Genomic DNA, 21502 nt, shown 5'->3' with positions numbered 1-21502 from the left:
AGCCATTATCATGAAGTACTTGCTTAGCAGTGCAATTATTTTACTGTGCTTAGGGTGTGCTAAATTAATAATGCACTTAATTGGTGGCAGCTTCCCTGCACCGCTCCTTGGCATGGTTATTTTACTGAGTTTATTACTGTTAGGTGTAGTGAAAGAGCACCATATTAAACCCTCGGCCTCTCCTATTTTAAATATTATGCCAATATTTTTTATACCCGCGGGGGTAGGATTTATCGAGCACATTGCACTTATTAAGCTGCATTGGCCCTATTTGGTTTTGGTTATTTTGCTCGTCCCTGCCAGTACGCTTTTACTGGTAAGCAGCGTTGTTGGCTATGTTAAAGGTAAAAATAACAATGACTGAGCTGCACCTTACGCTATGGTACTTAACAACTCCCGCTATTATGTTGCTGTTTTTATTATTAAGAGCGTTTAATAAACACTGGCAGCACAGCATAGTAAAGTCGCTCACCAACCCGGTGTTTTTAAGTATTGCGATTATTGCCTTAGTGCTTGTTAATTTAAAATTACCTTATGCTGATTTTTCTAGGCATAGCCAACTACTTAGTTGGCTATTAGAGCCTGCTATAGTGGCACTGGCCTTACCTTTGTATCAGCAGTTTATACATGTAAGAAAAAATCTACTGTTAATAGTAAGCACCTGTAGCTTAGGTATTATTAACGCCACTGTGGTGGCTTTTATTTTAAGTATTTTATTTGATGTACCCGCCAATTTAAGCGCCTCCGTAGCTGCATTAAGTGTAACTACGCCTATTTCATTAATAGTTACTGAGTCTTTAGGGGGGATTAGCTCTCTTGCCGCAGCATTAGTTATATTTATTGGCTTACTAGGTGCACTCTTTGGGTTAATGCTCATTAAGTGGGTAGGTGTGAATAACCACCAAGCTCAAGGAATAGCAATGGGAACTGCGTGCCATGCTATAGGCACCGCAGCAGCACTGGACGAGCACCCAAAAATAGGCGCGTTTTCCTCGGTTGCTATGGCTTTAAGCGCATTATTAACCGCCATAATAGTCCCCGTGCTATATCCTTTTTTAGTCAACACTTTGCTATAGTTAGCAAAAAATAATTACGCAATATAAAGAGCCCACTATGATCAGTTCTGAAATAGAACAATTTGAAAAATACTACACCATGCTCACTGAGTATTTAGTTACCTACAGCATGCAAATTGTGGGTGCCGTTTTTATTCTTATACTAGGTTTGTGGGTGGCTAAAAAACTCTCAAATTTAGTCGCTAAATTGATGGCTCGTCACAACATCGATATCACGCTTACCAGCTTTGTCAGTAACGTGGTAAAAGTATTGCTTATTGTGATGGTTGTAGTGATAGCGCTTGGCAAAATAGGCATTAGTGTTACCCCCTTTGTAGCGGCTATAGGTGCAGCCTCTCTAGGTGCGGGTTTAGCCTTACAAGGAATGCTTTCAAACTATGGCGCTGGCCTTGCTATTATTGCCACGCGCCCTTTTGTGGTAGGCGATACCATTGAAGTAAAAGGGGTCAGCGGCCAAGTAAAAACAATTGAGCTGGGTTACACCATTTTAATTGATGAAGAAAAAGTAGAAATCACTATTCCTAACAAGCACATAGTGGGTGAAATTATTCACAACTCGTTTAGTTACTCGTTAGTTAAAGGAGAAATAGACATAGCCTATACTGCCTGCGCTGATACCGCTGTTAGCCTTATTGAAGAAGTGTTAAAGGCTCATGATCAGGTGGCTCAAAACCCTATTTCTCAAGTAGGCATAGAGCGCTTTGCCGATAGCGGCGTAACCATTAGTTATCGCTATTGGGTGCCTACAACCAAAATAATAGAAACCAAGCTTGCTATTAACGCAGGCGTTTATAAAGCCATTAATAGCGCTGAGATAGAAATACCCTTTCCGCAGCGGGTGGTTACTATTAAAGAACGCGACCTTTCTTAATAAAAAACAAAGCCGCTTAATGCGGCTTTGTTGTTTTATAGCTTAAAGCAGTAATAAACTGCCTAACCCTAAAAAGGTCACAAACCCAACTATATCGGTAACCGTGGTTAATATTACCGAGCCAGAAAGCGCAGGGTCTATTTTCATTTTGTCTAAAATAGACGGTATAACAACCCCAGCTAACGACGCAGCCACTAAGTTAAGCAATATAGCAACGGTAATTGTAATGCTTAGCATTATGTCGCTAAACCAAACAAAGGTGAGCGCGCCAATCACTAATGCCCACACTAAGCCGTTCACCGCACCCACCCGTAGCTCCTTTTTTAAAAGTGCATTGCGGTTAGAGTCGGTTACCTGGCCAAGCGCTAAACCGCGCACTATTACCGTTAAAGTTTGACTCCCGGCGATTCCGCCCATAGAGGCCACCACAGGCATAAGTACCGCCAGTGCCACAACTTGCTCTATTGTTGCGCCAAATAAGCCAATAAACCACGATGCTAAAAACGCAGTGGCTAAATTTATACCCAGCCAAATTCCCCGGTTTTTAGCACTTTTTCTTACACTGGCAAACAGGTCTTCGTCTTCGCGTAAACCACCAGCTTTGGCAGCAGCTTCGTCGGCAATTTCTTGGCGTAGTTCGTATGCCGAGCTAATGGTTAAACGCCCGACTAATTTGTTATCGGTATTAACCACCGGCATGGCCATTTTTTCACTGTGAATAACCACTTCTGCCGCTTCGTATAAATCGTCATCAGCATGTAATGATGAAAAATCATAGTTTGCCAGCGCCAATAGGTTATCGCCTTCATCGGCTTTTATTAAATCATTTACTGCAAGTTCACCTATTAGGCTGCCTTGGCGGCTAACTAAATACACAACTTCGCTGTATTGCGGCAAACCTTTGTGCAGTAATTTTTTAACGCCTGCAATTGTTGCTTTTTCAGTTATTTTTAGAAAGTCGAAACCAACCCAGTGACCTAATTGCTCAGGCGGATACTGCTGAGCAAGATCGTATTGTTTCGTTTGTGCTTCATCGAGTTGCTTTTTAGCATAATCAACAAAGCGCTCAGGAATAACCTCTTCAAGCTCAAGTAATTCTTCAACATTCACTTCATCTAATAGCGCGTATGCCTCGCTATCATCTAAGGTTTGTAGTAACCATAAGCAGCTGTCATCGCTCAGGGTGACAAATATTTCATGCTGCGTATCTTTATCTAATAGCTGCCAAATTTCTAGACGCTGTTCTTTTGGGATGGCCTCAAAAAGTAGCGATAGGTGCTCAGTAGATAAATTAAGCTGTGCATCGGCTAAAAGCTGGCTTTTTTGCGTGTGTGTTTCGCATTGTAATAAATCGTTTATTAGCTGCGGTAGTTGGTCGACTGGATACTCAATCATCTTGAAACCTTAAATTTAAAAATGCACATTGCTTATAGTTTACTTGAACAATAAAAAATTGCAGAAAAAACCTAAACTTATTAAGACGCTTTAAGCTTTGATGGTTGAAACTGCGCTCATTATTTTTGCGCATTGTAGGGGCAAAAACACCAGCGATACTACTGTTTATTTTAAAAATTAAAAAAGAAATTATTGGCCTTATTTTTAGCCAAAAAAAACCCATAACGCTAAGCTGTTATGGGCAAAGTCACACAATGAAAAAGGGGAATTAAAATCTATCGGTTAAGTTACGTATTAGGTCAGAGTCCACAAACTGCGTGACCATTGCAGTACCCCATGCATATGCACGTTGTATTGGGTAGCCTTTAAATATCCAGCGTTTACGAACATGGTTAAAACGCTGCAAATACTGCTGCTTAGCACGCGGCAAAGGTGTACTACTTAGCTTATCCCACGCTTTATATACGCCCGACATGTCAGAACCGCGCATAAAACGTTGCAACCAACGCGAAAAGCGCGAAAAGCTAATGGTTGACTGAAAATCAATGATATAAGGCTTGCCATCGCTACCACATAATATATTGCCCATATTACGTAAATCTAAATGCACAATGCCTAGGCGGTGCATTTTTGCAACTTGGCGTTCAAGCTCAATAAAAAATTCAACAGGCAACGTCTCACCCTGGTGTATTAAGCTTCTAAGCGGCGTGCCTTCTATGTAGTCATACGCCACCGCTATCGGCGATAAACGGCTAAACCGATTAGCAACTGCATCAAGCGGTGCTAAGCGGCTCAACCCTTTAAATTCTTGATTTACAGAAAGCTTGGCAAAGGTTTTACGAATAAACCACGGGCTTTGGCTAAAGTCTTTTACTATTAAGTCAAACCTATCATCTTTGTACCTGTATACAATTGCGTTCGCAAAACGCCCTTTATGAACAACACTTAAATACTGTTGCATAAATACATATTCAGGAAACTGCTGCTGTAATTGTGATAACAACTTATTTTCAATCATAACAAACCTAACAAGATGATAACTTTAATTGCCTAGGCAACTATATTAGCAAAGTTGGATTTGCCGCACAATTAGATCTAGTACTTAGCAGGCTAAGTTTTTATTGAAACAGTATCGCTAAAATGTTGATAATCTTTTTTAGAGATTTATGAAGGTGTATCTAGGTTGTTTATTGCTCGGTTTAGTAAGTCCATAACGCTGTGTTTTTCATTTTCAGAAAAACCGCTAAGTGCTTTTTCGTACACTTGATTTACTAAGGGCATTATTTGCGGATAAAGCGCTTTACCTTTATCACTTAAACTTAAAAGTGTAGAGCGCTTATCAAACTCACATTGTGTTTTTTCAATTAAGTCTTTTTCTTCTAAACGCTTTAACAAACGGCTCATCGCGCCTTTATCGTACACCATATGATCGCTCAGTCCGGCTAATGTGTTTACTGAGCCACGCGCTAATAGCACCACCACAATATATTGCGCAGAGGTTAAGTCCATACAATCGAGTTGGGCATCAATGTGTGTAGCAATTTTTGAACGTAAAAACGATATCAACCGGCCTAGGTCTTGCTCTGCTACGAGCGTTTCGGGGTCGGCGTTTTGTACTGAAGGCATACTTTGTTGCATATAAGGGTTACTCTGTTTATTCAAAATGCGTGTAATAGACTACACATAATTAATAAAATTCCCTAGGGTTAGCGTACTTTCAAAAATAAAAATTTGTTCTACCCATAGGGTCTGGCATGTTTGGCGTTAATACTGCGTTATCGCCTATGCCTCTGCAACAACCTTAAAATATAAGCACTGCTTTACCAAATAAAAGTACGTTGCTAAAAATTCAACCTCAAAAAGCAAACAGCCTCTAAACCATTTTGTATTTAAAATAAAAAGCCGCAACATAAGTTGCGGCTAGTAGTGGTTTATGTAATGCCGTTTTAAATTTTAAACCTTAAACTGCCCTATTAACTGTCCTAAGTTTTCACCGCGCCCTGCTAAATGCTGGCTAACCTCAGAGGTGGTCTTACTTGCTTGGGTTAGTTCATTAACAATTTCTTGAATGGCAAACACATTACGGTTTATCTCTTCTGTCACTGAGCTTTGCTCTGTTGCAGCGGTTGCAATTTGCGTACTCATGTCGTTAATGGTGGTAACCGACGTAGTCACAGCGCCTAAACTTTGCGATATATCGCGCGATGACTCAACTGAGCGATTACAACTTGCTTGGCTCGCCTGCATGGCATTTACCGCGGCGCCCACTAAGTTATGTAATTCACTTAGCATTTCACTAATTTCATGGGTACTAAGTTGTGTACGACTCGCTAAGCTTCTTACTTCATCAGCCACCACGGCAAAACCCCGGCCTTGCTCGCCGGCACGTGCGGCTTCTATGGCGGCGTTAAGTGCAAGCAAATTAGTTTGCTCGGCAATGCCACCTATTACACTAAGTACACTGTCTATTTTTTTAGATTGCTCACTTAAAGAGTTTACCTGATCAGCAGCTAGGTTAATTTCGCCCATAAGGTTGGAAACTTCACTTAATGAAATATCTACGCACTCTTGCGCTTTTGCCACTTCTAGCGTTGCCGTATGAGTAGACTCAGCAACTTGCGTGGTATTTTTAGCCACTTCGTGAGAAGTAGCCGACATTTCGGTAATCGCTGTGGCAACTAAATCTGTTTCGTGGTTATGATTGAGCAGTTTATTTTCAAACAGTTTTGTTTGCGAATTAATATCGCTTGAGGCATTTTTTACATCATTAGTAACATCAGCCACATTACTTATAATGCTTTGCAGCTTGCTAACAAACACATTAAACGATTCGCCCAACTGCCCTATTTCATCGTGCGTATGTATAGCTAGGCGTTTTGTTAAGTCGCCTTCACCTTTAGCAATATCATCTAAGCTTTGGCCCATTATTTGAATAGGTTTAACCATAGCGTTAGACGCTAAAAGTGCGCCCACTACGCTAACCACAACCCAAAATAAGGCAATCAATAACAAGGTAGTTATTTTTTCGCGAGTATGCGATTGCATAGTTTGTTTATAATTTGCAAGCTCTGTTTGTATATCATCCATATAGGCACCCGTACCAATCATCCAATCGGTACCTGGTATCATTACGGCATACCCTATTTTCTCTACTAACCCGTTGGTATTTGGCTTTTGAAAATGGTAATTAAATGCCCCGCCACCTTTGCGTGCTTGCTCTAATAATCCAACAATTATTTTTTTACCATTTGGGTCTGTCATCCCTATTTTATTTTGCCCTTCAATAGCACTTCCTAACAGGGCATGGAACACGCTAACGCCACGTGTGTCGTAAATAAAAAAGTAACCGTCGTCACCAAAAGTAAGCTCCCTAAGGACATTTTTAACACTTTGTGTTGATCCGTTATCTAACTGATGGCGTACCAACTTGCTTGCTATTTCCACTTCGGTGGCAAGTAGCGTGTGTTTGTCTTTAATGAGTTTAGATTTAATTGTTTCAAAATTTTGTTGCTGGTTTTGCGATTCTAAATAGTACGAGCTGGCCATTAAGCTAATCAATAACAAGCTCAACGGTAAAATAGCCAGTAGTAAAAGTTTATTTCTCAAGCTTAAGTTACTCATTAACTCTCCGGTGTAAATGCGTAAAGCATTAAATTTAGTAACTTTAATAAATACTTATAGAACAGGTTTAATAAGGTTAAACCCACTATATGGATATAATATTAACGCCCACATATAGTTTTGATAGAAGTGAAGTGTTACCAAGTTAATGGCATTATAAGATATATTATAATTTTTATATAAATCTTTGAACATACAAATGATGCGCTACATTAGTCTAATGCTAACTATTTTTATCTATAAAATCAGATTTAATAACCTAGGGTTTTATCAAAACAATTTGAAGAGCTTGAGTACGAAACTTTTATGCTGCAGTAGCATAACGGTTTTCGTATAAAATTAGCCTGATATTCCACGCTTTTTATAATAGGATCTATGAATGAGAAAGTCGTTTGAATTCACGGTCAAATCAAACAAAATTAAAATAATTAATTATTGGTTTGGTGGCATTAAGTTATATGTAAATGGTGACTTGCGCGAGTGTAATAAAACGCTTTTTGCCTTTGGCAACAAAGCTTTGTTATCTGCAAACCTTGAGGATATTGGCACACTAGAAATAAAACCATTATCAGGACTGATTTCTGTAGAAATTGATGCATACCTTGTTAAAGCCGCTGATATACATCATGTTTATAGCTCACATAAGCGCCTCAGCCTTAAACAAAAAAGGCTAGCGCAGTAAGTATATAAAATACTGCTAAAACAAAGAGTATAAAAAGCCAAGTAAACTCCCCTTACTTGGCTTAGCTAATCTTTAGCATAGTTAAACATAACTAGTTTAGCTTTATACTAAATGATGATGCAGCTGCAATTATTTACTCACCCAGCGCGCTTTAAAACCACGCGTATCAACATGTATAAATGCACCGCGATGCGATTTTGGCCCGTAAACACCTAAACCGCCAAGTAAGCCTTTAAATGACTCTCGCTTAGCGAGCGACTCCACTATACCAGCCATAGCTTGTGCATCGCCAATAGAGTGCTTGCCGTCGTTGTTTATATCATCCATACGGTAGTCGCCGTCGTTATCTATAAATATATCGGCAGCGTCGCCAAACACATGGCGGCTAAGCTTTACGTTACCAATGGCTTTGTTGTAATAAGGGGTGCGGTAGCCGCTCATTACCACCATATTTTTAACCGGTATGTTTTCTAAAATCAGCTCTTTGCGTATTTTTTCAAGTTTAAGTAACAACTTGGTTTGTAAAAATAAGTATTTAGGGTGCTTACTTCGTTGCTTACTCACAAATTCTTTTAGAGAAAAATGCGGTGATATTTTTATATTTTCGTTCTCTGGGGTCACCTTTACAAAACCATCGGGCACTATGTAATGCTTACTATCCTTAATTTGTGAGGGCGTTGGGTAATGGCCAATGTGGTAATATTTAAGCTTTCCACCTTGTACTTCATCTGCAGATACTTTAACAAACACATTAATTGTCATACGTTGCTTTTTGTCGGGGGATTCAATAATTACCCGGGTTAAGCCAGGCTTTTTAGGCGCCTGCCACTGCCAGCGGTTTGTATCCGTTAAGGTGGCGTTGCTATGGTTATTAATAAATGAATAGGATCGTTTTGATTGTGCGTAAAGCACTTCAAATTCAACTGCCTCATTAGGCATCACAAATACAGAAAACACCGAATACGGCATTACTATGTCGTTAATTTTTAGGCTAAACTCTGCATCTTCAAAATTTGCTTTATTTTGAATATCAACGCTTGGGTGTGCTTTTTTCACGGGCTCGGCGGCATAACTACCTACGCTTACGCAAAGCGCTAATATGCAGCCTAAAATACTCGGTATAAACGGCATAAATCCTCTCATAGTCTATTTAATCAATGCAGCAATGACTGATTGATCTTCGTTTTTAAGTAATGCTTTTGCGTCGTGTTGATAAATATCGTCTCTAAAATTAACGAGCATGTCTTCATCAACCCACGCCGTCCAATACACTAAATGAATAGGTAAGGGCTCATTTAAATAAAAAGTTTGAGTGGTATCGGTATCTCTGGCTTTATCCACTTGCTTAAGGGTGCGCTCTTCACCTTGGTGTTTAATTATTTCACGCGCCAATGAAAATGGCTCTTCAACCCTTATACAGCCATGTGATAACGCACGCTGCGCTTGGTTAAAACGCTGCTTTGCTGGAGTGTCGTGAACATAAATGGCTTCAGGATTTGGAAACAAATATTTCACTTCGCCAAGTGGGTTTTCATCCCCTGCACGCTTAACTAAAAAGTGATCAAATTGATAGGGGTTAATAGCCTGCCAATCAATATTACTGGGGTTAACTGTTTTAGAATCTAGGTAGCTGTTTTTTCTAACTTCGATATTATTTTTAGCAAGGTACTGGGGATCTTTTGCCACCTTTGGTGCTATTTCTTTGGTTGCAATAGAGGTTGGTATGCGCCACTCAGGGTTTACTACAAATTTTTCGATTTCGTCACTAAAGGCAGGTGTTTCCCAACTCGGCTTACCCACAATAACGTTATTTTGTAGTTTTACTTCGCCTGCTTTTACATAGCGCAAGGTGTACTCAGGTATGTTTACGTACACATACTGCGAATCACTTGAGCCTGCGAAGTTAGTTATGCGGTAAAAGTTAAGCTTTAATTTAGCCAATTTTTTCTTAGCGGGTACATTAAGCTTAGCTAAGGTGCGCTTGCCTACTCGCCCATCAACCTTTAAACCGTGGCGACGCTGAAACTGTTGCACAGCCTGCTCAATGTTTTTATCAAATGTGCACATTGCGCTGTCACATACATTGCTGGTTAAGTCACGCTCTTGATATAAACGCAGTGCTAACTGACTCACCGCCTTGCTGGTGCTGCCAAGTTCAAGCAACTCATTGGTGTATAAAGGGGTAAACCCGCCACTGTTAACTATTTCTGTGTACCAGTTAATTGCTTTTTCGGTACGCGCTATTAACTGTGCTGCATTTTGATCAAAATAATAATCGCCATTTTGCAATTGTTGTTGCGAGTTGTAAGTGGTTAATGAAGAGTTGGCAAGTGCCACACTTTCAAGATCTGCACTGCCTAGCGCTTGCCCTGTTAGCATGGTGCTAACGCAACCTGCGAGCGTAGCCTGTAACATAATGTTTTTTACCTTTGTAGACAATACCTTTGAAAATAACCCCTTCACTTTGTACCTCCTCGCTAAATATCATTGATAAATGCTTTTGTACTTACTACTTAACAGTAATTTGAAGGTGCAATGCAGGTGCCAAAATAAAATAAAAACACAACACACTGAAATTTAATAACTTTTTAAACTTTTACATGGTAAATTAAAAAACACTTCAACTACGCAATTATGTAATTTGGTTGCTGTAGTGTGTAAAGTTGCTATAGCAATTAGTCTTTTAAAAAGGCTAAAAAGCCACGCTCATAACGACTCAAGTATTTTGTTTTTCGCGGTAAAGAAAGCGACTCTCGCCACGCTGTTTGGGTTTGTTCATCCTCTTTACACAAGGCAATTAAATCTGGGTGAACATACGATTTACGGGCAATAGCGGGCGTATTACCTAGCTGCTCAGACACACTCTCGAGCATACTCTTTAAACTAAGTGCGCCTTTTGCTTTTACAAGTTGCTTAAAGGCAATAACACTGGCTCGCCAGGTTCTAAAGTGCTTAGCGCTAAAGTCCTCACCCATTATTTGTTGAATATACTGGTTAATTTCACTAGAGGTTACGTTTGTGCGCTCTCCATCGCTTATATATTGAAACAAATGCTGACCGGGTAAATCTTGTAGGTCTTTAATTACATGGCTAAGCACTCTGTCGGTTATGTTTACCTCGCGCTCTTTGCCCGATTTAGCCCGATACCGTAGCTGTATATTTTTACCCGTAAGCTTAGCATGGCGATTGCGCAGGGTTGTGGCGCCAAAACTTTTGTTTTGCTTTACATTTCGCTCGTTACCTACCCGCAATGCACCTAAGTCCATAAGCCTAACTACCGCAGCTAATGTGCGCTCTACGCTGAGCTCATCCCCTTGTAAATCGTTTTCTAAACGGGCGCGCAGTAATGGCAGCTTATTGCCAAACACTCCACAGGCTTGGTATTTTTTCGCCTCTTGTTGGGCTCTAAAATCTTCATGGTAGCGGTATTGCTTACGGCCTTTACTATCTATCCCCGTTGCTAAAATATGGCCATTTTCTTCAGGGCAAAACCAAGCATTTTTGTAGGCGGGAGGAAACGCTAACGCATTTAAACGATCAATCACTTTTTGATCGGTAATTTGCTTTCCTATTGGGTCAAAGTACAGCCACGTTTTGTTTTTACGCTTACGGGTTATACCGGGTAAATTATCATCGATGTAGATTAGTTTCATTTATGCTCCTAGCAACTTAAACCACCATCAATAAATGTATCACTGTAAAATAACCTTAAACTGAACAACGTTATTGATATATAATCAAAAATTGAACAATAATATAAAAATCCGTTTAGTTTAATTACCTGCTTAAGTATATAAACTGCACCTTTTGGTACCGTTTAGCTATGCTCATTTTGGCCAAAATATACACGGATAATAATACCAACTCGCTTAATTAATTAGTCTATTTGAGCCCGGAAAAACATAGCTAACACTAGGTTTGGGCCCGCAAATGATTAAGTATTATTGCAAAACTGGTAACCCCCCTTAAATAATGTGCTGTTTACAAGGAGCATACAATGGCATTTGATTATGGTTCTATTGATCTTGGGTTAAAAAACCCCTTTAAGTTGGAAGGTAAAGTAACCGCGCTAAGAGGTATTATTGAGTCGGTAGCAGGCGTAAGTTTACTTGTTATAGCTGCAAGCTCGGTGAAAGAAAGTACCACCGCAGGCTGGATTTTAATGCTATTTGGCATGTTTATTTTAGCGCTGGGTATTCGCTCTTTATCGTCAGGTATTTATGCCACCTTAAAATACTTTGTAGGCAGAAACCACCCTACATCGCTTGCGTATAATTTTAGTAAGTCTGAGAGCTCTACCGCGCAAGAAGAAAAAAAAGAAGTAGCCTATAACGCCCAATCACTCGAAGAAATGCTGGTTGGTCGTAAAAACAGTACCTTTAAAGAGCCTAACGGATTTTTATCTCGTTTGTTACACAGCTTAATTCCCAAACTGTTATTTTTACCTTACCCAATTCGAAATGTTGCGCAGCGATTATTTGGCTCATGGGTGAGCACGCTTGTTGCCTTAATTGCTTATGGGCTTGTAGCGTTTGTTTCGCTGTCGGGCTTTACTGGGGAAGCTGGCGAATTAGCCTTTCCGGTTTACAGTGCTATTTTAATGTTTTATGTGCTTTTTTCTTGGCGCTCAAGTAGCAAACCTATCTCTCGCAATGCTGAAAGAAACATTGAAGCGCTGGGAGGCGGTACATTAGCTAAAATTATTTCGTTGTCGTTTATTTTGCCTATTGTTATTGGCCTTTCTATGTCGTGGCTAATGCAAGAGCAACATATCAGCAAACAAGAAATAGACGCGTGGCTGGCACAACTGCCAAACTTGCATGCTGGCATATACCTCATTGCCATTATTATATTAGCAACGTTAAGCTGCGCATTAGTATTTACAATGATCAAAGCACGCTTAAACGCAGTGACCCCTACCGCCGAAGTGTCAGAATTACGTGAAAACTGGCAAGAGTCTGTTCACCCTGATGAAGTATTTATAAACCTTGATAATCTTGTCATGGCAAATAGACGCTACAAAGAAGTGCCTAATAGAGTTTACCGCGAGCTAGACCCAAAACTGCAAGAGCAAATAGAGGGTAAAGGCGGTTTTAAAGGCGAAATGATTCAAGAGGTTCAGCCTAAACTGCATGCTATGGAGCTAGGTAAAAACTTTACCCTAGCCAGATTAATTGCGCTAATCAGTGCTAATTTACTTTATATTGTGGCGTTAGCATTAACGGTGTGGTTAGCCTATTCATTAATAGATATTTATTACTACATAGATAGCGCTAATATTAATAATTTACAGCAAGCGTTTAATAATCAAAACGTTATACAGTTTAGTAGCTTACTAATGAGCAGTGTTCATATTTTAATAATAGCAGTGATTATTAAAGCCTTTGCTCGTTTATTGGCTAACTGTGCTCATTTATTTTTTGCCGAAATGCAGTTTGAATCATTACTTGTGTACTTTAAGTGCGAAGGTACATTTACCGAATCTAAAATTTCAACGGGGACAGGTATTCACGACAGCACTCGCTCAGAAAACACCTTAGTGCGCAGCAGTATCACGCCATGGGTCATTGTCTCTCGTGTTATTACGAGCACGTTTGCTGCCACCGGTATGAAAAACCTTGAGCATCCTCGCCATATAATGGAAATGCACAAAGATGAAGGTCAATTACAAGCCATTAAAAATGATGTAATTGCCTTTCTAAAAGACCGCGAATCGATTGCTTCAATTACCAGTGAGCGCGATTTAGGTAATGCATCGCAAATACATCAATTAAACCAACAAACCCGTGCAATACCTACTCAGCAAGCAATAACAAAAGAGGATGAAGAGGCCGCAGGTTACCTAAGGCAAGAAGAGAACTTAACACCAGAGCCTAAAGCTTAATAATCGCTTTGCTATATTTGTAAAAGCTAAACTGCGCCGCGGTTTGTAATCTAGGCAACTAGGTTACAAACCGTGCGCGCACTAAATACTTACCACTAAACCTTTTTTAAATACCAGCTTGTTAAAATTTATGGTGTTTATCTGCCTTATTATTAACGTATTTTTAATTGTCCTTCACTTTATTGAATCATTTATACCTATTTGACCGATTAATTCTAAATTTACGCATAAACCCCTTGCTTTATGCGTTAAAAACCAAATAATGAAGCAATTATAAACTGGGTAAGAATGAGGAAAATGAGCTATATACTAACCACCCAATGTGCCGACGATGTAGGCCTAATTGCCAAAATTACAGGGCTTTGCCACGCGCACAATTTAAATATTACACGTAATAACGAATTTGTAGATAAAGACGCCAAGCGCTTTTTTATGCGCACTGAACTAACCGGCGAGCCACAAAGTGACTTTTTATCGCAATTACGCGCTTTATTACCTGAGGGTGCACAACTTGCTCTACATGATGATACAAAAACTAAAGTGGTACTGCTTGCAACAAAAGAAGCACATTGCTTAGGGTCTGTATTACTTAAACAGTTTGAGCAAGCGTTAAATATTGAAGTATTAGCTGTGATTGCCAACTACCCAGATTTAGAGCCATTAGCAAAAGGCTTTGATGTGCCTTTTCATGTTGTTTCGCACGTAGGCCTAAGTCGCGCCGAGCATGATGAAAAAGTAGGTGATTTAATTGCCTCTTATAACCCTGACATTATTGGCTTAGCAAAATACATGCGCATACTAAGCCCTGAATTTGTGGGTCGCTTTGAGAACAAAATTATTAATATTCACCACTCGTTTTTACCGGCATTTATTGGCGCTAAACCGTATCATCAAGCATTTGAGCGCGGCGTAAAAATTATTGGTGCTACGGCTCACTTTGTAAATAATGAGCTAGATGAAGGCCCTATTATTTTACAAGACGTCACCAGCGTAACGCACGCTAACACCGCTGAAATGATGGCTAAAATGGGTAAAGACGTAGAAAAAACCGTGTTTAGTAAAGCCTTACAACTAGCTTCTGAACACAAACTATTTATTAACGGTAATAAAACCGTGGTATTTAGCTAATACCATTCCGCATAATTAAGTGATCTATTTTGAGGATGGATAAACGTGTTGATAGCAAGGCAAAAAATTCGCTATTTAGTTGCTCTAAATGAGAATTTTTTTACGCAGATAGCGACACGTTTAGCCCCTGAAAATGATTAAGTATTATTGCGGATTGGTATAAGACCCCTTTTTACATACTATAAAGCCAGCAACAGGGCTCTCCCCTTATGCTGGCTTTTTTATGCCTAACAGCTTAATTAGAGTCAGATATTAGCTGTAGCTGTGTTTTATCCGACACCGTAATTAATTGTAAATTGGCATCCACCATTAAGGTGTGTAATAAATAGGTGACTCAGGTCCTACTGGCAAGCCTAAAGCAAACACCCATACGTAAAATAAAATGACCCAACCGATAAAAAACACAATACTGTATGGCAGCATGGTGGCCACTAACGTTCCTATACCCATGTCTTTTTTATATTTAACTGCCACCGCTAAAATTAAGCCAAAATAGCTCATCATTGGGGTGATTAAGTTAGTCACAGAGTCACCAATACGATACGCCGCTTGAATGGTTTCTGGCGCGTAACCAATAAGCATAAGCATAGGCACAAAAATAGGGGCTGTAATCGCCCACTGCGCCGATGACGAGCCTAAACTCAAGTTAACCATTGCACACATTAATATAAACAATACAAACACTTCTGGGCCAGTAAGGTTTAACGCTTGTAATAGTGCTGCACCATTAATTGCCAAAATAGTGCCTAAATTAGTCCATTTAAAAAAGGCCACAAACTGGGCTGCAAAAAATACTAATACTATATATAAACCCATTGAGCTCATGCTTTTGCTCATTGCGTTAATAATGTCTTTATCGTTTTTCATGCTGCCAACAACACGCCCGTAAACAAAGCCTGGCACACTAAAAGTTACAAATATAATTGCGACTATTCCTTTTAAAAAAGGCGAGCCTGCCACTTGGCCTGTTTCTGGGTGGCGTAAAATACCATCGGCAGGAATAATCGTCCAAGCAAATAACGACAGCACCACTAATAGAGCAACACCCGCCCATTTTAGACCGGTTTTTTCTAACGCGGTAAGTGTATCAATATTATTTTGTGACAAGTCGATACTGGCTTCATCGGGGTTATATTTACCTAAACGCGGCTCTACTATTTTTTCGGTTACGAGTGTACCCAGTGCGGCAATAAGTAATACTGATATCATCATGAAATACCAGTTAGCCTCGGCGCCAACCTCGTACGTTGGGTCAATCATTTGCGCTGCAGGCGTAGTTATACCTGCTAATAATGGGTCTATTGTGCCAAGTAGTAAATTAGCGCTATAGCCGCCAGAAACACCGGCAAAAGCAGCCGCTAAGCCAGCTAAAGGGTGGCGCCCCAAACTATGAAATATCATGGCTGCAAGCGGAATTAACACCACATAGCCAAGCTCAGAAGCTGTGTTAGACATTATGGCCGCAAACACCACCATAAAGGTAACTAAACGCTTTGACGCGCCCATAACCATGCCTCGCATAGCAGCAGAGAGTAGCCCTGAATGCTCTGCAACACTTACCCCAAGTAGTGCCACTAAAACAGTGCCTAAAGGCGCAAAACCGGTAAAGTTAGTAACCAAGCCAGTCATAATACGCTGTAGCCCCTCAGCACTGAGTAAACTAACAACTTCAATTACTCCATCAGGCGCACGCCCTGCTGCCCCAATCGGTCTTGGGTCAATTGCGCTTAGCCCAAACCAATCGGCAATACCACTTATTAGCACAATTGAAACTGCAAATATCGCAAATAAAGTAATGGGATGAGGAAGCATATTTCCTAAGAACTCAACGGTTGCTAAAAAGCGATTAAATAAGCCGTTATTGTCTTTAGGTTGATTATTAGGTGAGTGTGTGGAGTCTGTCATACTTGGCTCTATAAATTACAAAATTGCGCTAACCTAGCATTGTTTGCAAAAGAGATCATGTATAAAAGGTAAATAACGTGTAGGTTTTAAGTTTAAAAAGCGCTGCTTGAGTGTATTGGCTTTTGTGGATTGAAGTTTATTCAGTCTTGCCATATCACCCAGAGCAGCGAATATCTGGTATTTGTAAGCGCTTATCACCTATAAACAGGCAATAAGCACATTAGCTAGACACTGCTTTGCCTAAACGATAAACAAATTTTAGCGCTTTTAATATTTTAAGCTTGCTCTATTGGTTCTAGTTGTAGTTTAGCTGCAATAAGAACGGCTTGAGTACGGTTATAAACGCCAAGTTTTCTAAAAATTGCGGTAATGTGTGCTTTGACTGTTGCCTCAGAAATATGTAGTTCGTACGCTATTTGTTTGTTTAGTAACCCTTCATGAAGGTATTGCAATACACGATATTGCTGCGGCGTTAACGATGCAACCTGCGCGGCAATTTCTCTGTCTTCTCCTTCTATTTCGGCTACTTTATTCTTTAACTCTTTTGGAAGCCACGTATCGCCTTCTAGTATTTGGTTTATAGCATTAGCAATATCATCTGAAGATGATGACTTAGGAATAAAGCCCATTGCGCCATAACCCATTACCTTAGACACTATGTTTATGTCTTCACTTCCTGAGACAACCGCTATGGGTAAGCTTGGGTAGTCTTCGCGAATGCGGATCAGGCCATATAAATCGCCATTACCTGGCATATGTAAATCTAGCAGTAATATATCAAGATCTTCTTGTTCGCTAAGCACTTGCAGTGTGCTGTCAAAATCTGATGATTCAAATACCTCTAAATCGTCAAACTTAGCACTTAATGCTCCTTTTAGTGCCTCGCGAAATAACGGATGATCATCCGCTATTAAAAACTGACTCATGGTTCGCTCCTAATAAATTCGGCTGCCAATAAGGTATAAAGTACTTACTGACAGCCGATATACTACGTTTAGAATCAACTTGTAATCAAGTTTTTAACGCGCATTTAACGATTTAATCGGTTTTCTATGAGCTCATCTACCACGGTTGGGTCTGCAAGTGTTGATGTATCCCCTAGCTGTTGGTGTTCATTTGCGGCTATTTTACGTAAAATTCGACGCATAATCTTACCTGAACGCGTTTTTGGTAGGCCAGGCGACCATTGAATCATATCAGGGGAAGCTATTGGGCTTAGCTCTTTACGTACCCAATTACGGACTTGAGTTGTCAGCTCATCACTTACAGTAACGCCTTCATTTGGCGTAATGTAAACATAAATACCTTGGCCTTTAATATCATGCGGATAACCGACTACGGCGGCCTCTGCTACAGCTTCGTGAGCAACCAGCGCGCTTTCTATTTCAGCGGTACCTAAGCGATGCCCTGATACATTAAGCACGTCATCAACACGCCCTGTGATCCAGTAATAGCCATCTTCATCACGACGACAGCCGTCACCTGTAAAGTAAACACCGGGGTAAGCACTAAAATAGGTTTGTTCAAAACGTTCGTGGTCGCCATAAACAGTACGCGCTTGTGAAGGCCAACTATCTAATATCACTAAATTACCGTCAACGGCACCTTCTAGTGTATTACCCTCTGCATCAAATAGAGCCGGCGCAATACCAAAAAACGGATGCGTTGCTGAACCTGGCTTAGTTTGAGTGGCACCAGGCAGTGGGGTGATCATAATGCCGCCCGTTTCGGTTTGCCACCACGTATCTACGATTGGGCAGTTAGCATTACCAATATTTTCGTAATACCACGTCCACGCTTCAGGGTTGATGGGTTCACCCACCGAGCCTAAAATGCGTAAACTTTGACGATTAGATGACGCGGTTGGCTCATCGCCTTTAGCCATTAACGCTCGAATAGCGGTTGGTGCAGTGTATAAAATGGTTACGCCGTGCTTATCAATCACCTCTCCCATGCGCCCTGCGGTTGGGTAAGTAGGCACGCCTTCAAATACCACTTGCGTACAGCCATTAACCAATGGGCCATAAGCAATATAGCTGTGGCCGGTGATCCAACCTACATCGGCGCTACACCAATATACGTCGTCCTCTTGTAAATCAAATACGTATTCGTGGGTCATTGATGAGTAAACTAAGTAACCCCCTGTAGTATGCACAACCCCTTTAGGTTGGCCAGTAGAGCCCGAAGTATATAAAATAAAGAGTGGATCTTCTGCATTCATTGGCTCCGGTTCGCACTGCGCCGGTTGGTCGGCAACAAGCTCATGCCACCAAATATCGTGCTCGTTCCAATCAACTTCGCCACCGGTTAGCTGATGTACAATAACGTGTTCAATGCTTGTCACCGACTCTTGTGCTACGGCTTCATCAACATTCGCTTTCAAAGGAACACAATTACCAGCTCGGCGGCCTTCATCGGATGTGATCACCACTTTAGCGCCAGAGTCTTTAATTCGATCTGCAATGGCAGAGGGAGAAAAACCACCAAATACAACCGAGTGAATAGCACCTATACGTGCACAGGCCTGCATGGCGTAAATGGCTTGCGGCGTCATCGGCATATAAATAGCAACTCGGTCACCTTTTTGTACGCCCAGTTTTTTTAAACCATTGGCAAAGCGCGCCACTTCATCATGTAATTGTTGGTAGGTAATGTTTTCACTTTGGTTTGGGTTGTCTCCTTCCCAAATAAGCGCAACTTTATCGGCTTTGGTTTTTAAATGGCGGTCAATACAGTTATAAGAGGCATTTAAAACGCCATCTTCGTACCATTTTATATCGATATGGCCTTTATCAAATGAGGTGTTTTTTACTTTAGTATACGGAGTAAACCAATCTAAGCGCTGGCCATGTTCACGCCAAAACCCTTGTGGGTCATCAATCGACTGTTTGTAGAGTGTATTATATTTTTCGTTATTAACTAACGTCGTTTTTTCAATATGTGCAGGAACAGGATAGATACTTTGTGACATCTCAGTCTCCATTTTTATAACTTGCCATGATTAAAGGATTACTCAGCAGTACTTTATTAAGTATTAGACCTTAGTTGTACAACCCTTCTAATTAACATTTTGTGGTTTATAATCTCGCCGCTCATGACTTTTTTACATAGAAATACAATATGTTAAATATAAGTAAGTGGCCATTAAATTACTCTTAAACCTTCGTCTTATAGACCAATAGGTAATTGAGTAAATTTTGCACATATTTAAAAGTGGTTTTCGGACATTAAAATAATGATGCAGCCATGCAAGTTAAACACTTATTTAACGAACTCGTAGCGTGATGCAAGATAAATAAATTTTTATTCGTAAGTAATACCTGTAGCAAGTAATACATTTGAACGTTTAAAAAGCAACAAACAACAAGTAGCCTTTAAAGGACACCACAATGAAATTTACCCCATTAAAAACTCTTGCAGCGAGTGCTGTATTATGTGCTTTAACAAGCACGGCTTATGCGGCAACTGCAGCTAAAGTAGGTAACACCGAATTTACTTACGGCGGATACATTAAGCTAGATACAATGTGGAGTGATTACTCTGCAGGCGCTCCTGATGGCTCAAATGTAGGGCGTGATTTTTACGTACCAAGCACACTGCCAGTAGGCGATGACGATGATTCGGATGCCGTATTTGATATGCATGCACGTGAGTCACGTTTTAACTTTGGTACGTCAACGTTAATGGATAACGGTAAAACAGTTAAAACTAAAATAGAGTTAGACTTTTTAGCATCGGCACCTGGCGGTAACGAGCGCGTATCAAACTCATATGCACCACGTATTCGCCATGCATTTGTAACTTACGATGGCTGGTTATTTGGTCAAACATGGTCAAACTTTCAAAACGTGGGTGCACTTGCAGAAACACTTGATTTTGTAGGCCCTGCTGAAGGCACTGTTTTTGTTCGCCAAACGCAAATTAAGTACACAACCGGTGCTTGGTCGTTCTCACTAGAAAACCCAGAAAGCACAATTACCACTCAAGGTGGCGCACGTGTAGAAACAGATGATGCGTCACTTCCTGATTTTACTGCGCGCTACACACACAATGCCGATTGGGGTAACTTTGTAGTTGCAGCACTTGCTCGCCAACTTACTTATAAAGTAGGCGATGTTGACGCTGATGAAACCTCGTTTGGTATTAGCGCTTCGGGCCGTGTAAATTTTGGCGAAGACTACCTTAAATTTATGCTTACTCAAGGTAAAGGCCTTGGCCGTTACGTGGGCTTAAATGTTGCCCATGGTGCTGTGCTTAATGGCGATGAGCTTGATGCAATAGACTCAACATCTGGTTTTGTTGCTTATCAACATAAATGGACAAGCCAGTGGCGCTCAACCTTCTTATATTCTTTCTTTAGTGCTGACAACAACACCGATCTATTAACAATATCAGGCGACCCTGTTGAATCAAGCCAAAGCTTTAGTGCAAACATTTTATACTCACCGGTTAAGCGTTTAACATTTGGTGCAGAGTTTAAACATGCCGAGCGCGAAACAGAAAGTGGTATTGACGGTGATTTAGAGCGCTTACAATTTTCTGTAAAATACAATTTTTAATTAAACATAGTGTTCACAATAAAGCGGTTTAGGCCGCTTTTTTTTAGCTATACAACTTGAACTCTGCTTAAAAGGTTTAATAGTACTGTGGTAGTAATGGTATTTAAGAATGCTTTTTTGTCTGAGATTTTCAGTAAATTAAACACGGTTAGCGCTTAAACAAGCTTAAATAGCAGCATTTGGAAGAGCTCAGATAAAAGTTTGTACAGAAATAACACTCTCTTTGCGATTAAGGAATATTACCTTAGCGCTAAACTAAGCGGCTATTTAGTTGCTAAAATCCACTAAATCCCCACAATTTCGGATAACTACTAATTATTTTGCACAAACAACAAACATGTTATTGAAAATCACTCTCATTTAGATTATGTTATGCACTTC

17 protein-coding genes are annotated in these 21502 nt (G+C 40.3%); 7 read left to right on the top strand and 10 right to left on the bottom strand.

Features of this window, described 5'->3' with window-relative positions; genetic code table 11:
• Positions 1 to 10 precede the first annotated feature (10 nt).
• From PSI06_RS04800 to PSI06_RS04790, 3 genes are read left to right on the top strand one after another with little or no spacing between them, the layout of a single operon-like run.
• Complete coding sequence (locus tag PSI06_RS04800; RefSeq protein ID WP_004586211.1) at positions 11 to 364, top strand: CidA/LrgA family protein; 354 nt, start codon at positions 11 to 13, stop codon at positions 362 to 364.
• Entirely contained in the window at positions 357 to 1076 is a 720-nt protein-coding gene (locus PSI06_RS04795) for an LrgB family protein (RefSeq protein ID WP_004586210.1), read from the top strand. Before PSI06_RS04800 ends, PSI06_RS04795 begins: the two co-directional genes overlap by 8 nt.
• A gap of 37 nt (positions 1077 to 1113) precedes the next feature.
• Positions 1114 to 1947 carry a mechanosensitive ion channel family protein gene (locus tag PSI06_RS04790; protein WP_004586209.1) on the top strand — a complete coding sequence of 278 codons (834 nt, stop codon included), beginning with the start codon at positions 1114 to 1116 and terminating at the stop codon, positions 1945 to 1947.
• A gap of 42 nt (positions 1948 to 1989) precedes the next feature.
• Here the strand turns inward: PSI06_RS04790 and PSI06_RS04785 are convergent, their stop codons facing one another.
• The 4 genes from PSI06_RS04785 to PSI06_RS04770 form a co-directional block, all read right to left on the bottom strand.
• Positions 1990 to 3342: a magnesium transporter gene (locus tag PSI06_RS04785; protein ID WP_024033089.1), complete on the bottom strand. Its 1353-nt coding sequence runs from the start codon at positions 3340 to 3342 to the stop codon at positions 1990 to 1992.
• A gap of 268 nt (positions 3343 to 3610) precedes the next feature.
• Positions 3611 to 4360, bottom strand: a complete 750-nt coding sequence (locus tag PSI06_RS04780) for a serine/threonine protein kinase (RefSeq protein ID WP_273603044.1) — start codon at positions 4358 to 4360, stop codon at positions 3611 to 3613.
• A 146-nt stretch (positions 4361 to 4506) separates the two neighbouring features.
• Positions 4507 to 4968, bottom strand: a complete 462-nt coding sequence (locus PSI06_RS04775) for a MarR family winged helix-turn-helix transcriptional regulator (protein ID WP_024033092.1) — start codon at positions 4966 to 4968, stop codon at positions 4507 to 4509.
• Positions 4969 to 5295: 327 nt separating this feature from the next.
• Positions 5296 to 6963 (bottom strand): methyl-accepting chemotaxis protein, encoded by a 1668-nt coding sequence (locus tag PSI06_RS04770; protein WP_273603045.1) that lies wholly within the window; start codon positions 6961 to 6963, stop codon positions 5296 to 5298.
• Between the two features lie 379 nt (positions 6964 to 7342).
• Here PSI06_RS04770 and PSI06_RS04765 point away from each other — a divergent pair, with 379 nt between their 5' ends.
• Positions 7343 to 7645, top strand: a complete 303-nt coding sequence (locus PSI06_RS04765; protein WP_273603046.1) for a hypothetical protein — start codon at positions 7343 to 7345, stop codon at positions 7643 to 7645.
• Positions 7646 to 7774: 129 nt separating this feature from the next.
• Here the strand turns inward: PSI06_RS04765 and PSI06_RS04760 are convergent, their stop codons facing one another.
• From PSI06_RS04760 to PSI06_RS04750, 3 genes are all read right to left on the bottom strand, one after another.
• The gene (locus PSI06_RS04760) at positions 7775 to 8776 is read right to left on the bottom strand and encodes a D-Ala-D-Ala carboxypeptidase family metallohydrolase (RefSeq protein WP_273603047.1); all 1002 of its coding nucleotides are present in this window, start codon (positions 8774 to 8776) and stop codon (positions 7775 to 7777) included.
• A gap of 15 nt (positions 8777 to 8791) precedes the next feature.
• Positions 8792 to 10060, bottom strand: a complete 1269-nt coding sequence (locus PSI06_RS04755) for a L,D-transpeptidase family protein (RefSeq protein WP_273603048.1) — start codon at positions 10058 to 10060, stop codon at positions 8792 to 8794.
• A gap of 260 nt (positions 10061 to 10320) precedes the next feature.
• Entirely contained in the window at positions 10321 to 11298 is a 978-nt protein-coding gene (locus PSI06_RS04750) for a DNA topoisomerase IB (RefSeq protein ID WP_273603049.1), read from the bottom strand.
• Between the two features lie 344 nt (positions 11299 to 11642).
• On the opposite strand from PSI06_RS04750, the gene PSI06_RS04745 reads away from it, so the two are divergent.
• Positions 11643 to 13529, top strand: a complete 1887-nt coding sequence (locus tag PSI06_RS04745; RefSeq protein ID WP_273603050.1) for a hypothetical protein — start codon at positions 11643 to 11645, stop codon at positions 13527 to 13529.
• 297 nt (positions 13530 to 13826) lie between these two features.
• Complete coding sequence (gene purU / locus PSI06_RS04740; protein WP_024033106.1) at positions 13827 to 14657, top strand: formyltetrahydrofolate deformylase; 831 nt, start codon at positions 13827 to 13829, stop codon at positions 14655 to 14657.
• A gap of 309 nt (positions 14658 to 14966) precedes the next feature.
• Here the strand turns inward: purU and PSI06_RS04735 are convergent, their stop codons facing one another.
• The 3 genes from PSI06_RS04735 to acs form a co-directional block, all read right to left on the bottom strand.
• Positions 14967 to 16562, bottom strand: coding sequence for an AbgT family transporter (locus PSI06_RS04735; protein WP_273603051.1), 1596 nt, complete (start codon positions 16560 to 16562; stop codon positions 14967 to 14969).
• 275 nt (positions 16563 to 16837) lie between these two features.
• Positions 16838 to 17488: a response regulator transcription factor gene (locus PSI06_RS04730; RefSeq protein WP_004586197.1), complete on the bottom strand. Its 651-nt coding sequence runs from the start codon at positions 17486 to 17488 to the stop codon at positions 16838 to 16840.
• A gap of 104 nt (positions 17489 to 17592) precedes the next feature.
• Positions 17593 to 19533: an acetate--CoA ligase gene (gene acs / locus PSI06_RS04725; protein WP_273603052.1), complete on the bottom strand. Its 1941-nt coding sequence runs from the start codon at positions 19531 to 19533 to the stop codon at positions 17593 to 17595.
• A 418-nt stretch (positions 19534 to 19951) separates the two neighbouring features.
• On the opposite strand from acs, the gene PSI06_RS04720 reads away from it, so the two are divergent.
• A complete protein-coding gene (locus tag PSI06_RS04720) occupies positions 19952 to 21121 on the top strand; it encodes a DcaP family trimeric outer membrane transporter (protein WP_004586195.1) in 1170 nt (389 codons plus the stop codon).
• Positions 21122 to 21502 lie beyond the last annotated feature (381 nt).

Source organism: Pseudoalteromonas sp. GABNS16E, assembly GCF_028598715.1.
Taxonomy (GTDB): domain Bacteria; phylum Pseudomonadota; class Gammaproteobacteria; order Enterobacterales; family Alteromonadaceae; genus Pseudoalteromonas; species Pseudoalteromonas atlantica.
Note: the sequence above shows the minus strand (reverse complement) of the source record. Positions and strands in the feature narration are given on the sequence as shown.

Excerpts from the sequence above, each read along its gene's own strand:
- PSI06_RS04785 (WP_024033089.1), bottom strand. The coding sequence starts at position 3,342 with ATGATTGAGTATCCAGTCGACCAACTACCGCAGCTAATAAACGATTTA.
- PSI06_RS04745 (WP_273603050.1), top strand. The coding sequence starts at position 11,643 with ATGGCATTTGATTATGGTTCTATTGATCTTGGGTTAAAAAACCCCTTT.
- acs (WP_273603052.1), bottom strand. The coding sequence starts at position 19,533 with ATGTCACAAAGTATCTATCCTGTTCCTGCACATATTGAAAAAACGACG.
- PSI06_RS04720 (WP_004586195.1), top strand. The coding sequence starts at position 19,952 with ATGAAATTTACCCCATTAAAAACTCTTGCAGCGAGTGCTGTATTATGT.
- purU (WP_024033106.1), top strand. The coding sequence starts at position 13,827 with ATGAGCTATATACTAACCACCCAATGTGCCGACGATGTAGGCCTAATT.
- PSI06_RS04755 (WP_273603048.1), bottom strand. The coding sequence starts at position 10,060 with ATGTTACAGGCTACGCTCGCAGGTTGCGTTAGCACCATGCTAACAGGG.
- PSI06_RS04765 (WP_273603046.1), top strand. The coding sequence starts at position 7,343 with ATGAGAAAGTCGTTTGAATTCACGGTCAAATCAAACAAAATTAAAATA.
- PSI06_RS04770 (WP_273603045.1), bottom strand. The coding sequence starts at position 6,963 with ATGAGTAACTTAAGCTTGAGAAATAAACTTTTACTACTGGCTATTTTA.
- PSI06_RS04780 (WP_273603044.1), bottom strand. The coding sequence starts at position 4,360 with ATGATTGAAAATAAGTTGTTATCACAATTACAGCAGCAGTTTCCTGAA.
- PSI06_RS04750 (WP_273603049.1), bottom strand. The coding sequence starts at position 11,298 with ATGAAACTAATCTACATCGATGATAATTTACCCGGTATAACCCGTAAG.
- PSI06_RS04790 (WP_004586209.1), top strand. The coding sequence starts at position 1,114 with ATGATCAGTTCTGAAATAGAACAATTTGAAAAATACTACACCATGCTC.
- PSI06_RS04775 (WP_024033092.1), bottom strand. The coding sequence starts at position 4,968 with ATGCCTTCAGTACAAAACGCCGACCCCGAAACGCTCGTAGCAGAGCAA.
- PSI06_RS04735 (WP_273603051.1), bottom strand. The coding sequence starts at position 16,562 with ATGACAGACTCCACACACTCACCTAATAATCAACCTAAAGACAATAAC.
- PSI06_RS04730 (WP_004586197.1), bottom strand. The coding sequence starts at position 17,488 with ATGAGTCAGTTTTTAATAGCGGATGATCATCCGTTATTTCGCGAGGCA.
- PSI06_RS04795 (WP_004586210.1), top strand. The coding sequence starts at position 357 with ATGACTGAGCTGCACCTTACGCTATGGTACTTAACAACTCCCGCTATT.
- PSI06_RS04760 (WP_273603047.1), bottom strand. The coding sequence starts at position 8,776 with ATGCCGTTTATACCGAGTATTTTAGGCTGCATATTAGCGCTTTGCGTA.
- PSI06_RS04800 (WP_004586211.1), top strand. The coding sequence starts at position 11 with ATGAAGTACTTGCTTAGCAGTGCAATTATTTTACTGTGCTTAGGGTGT.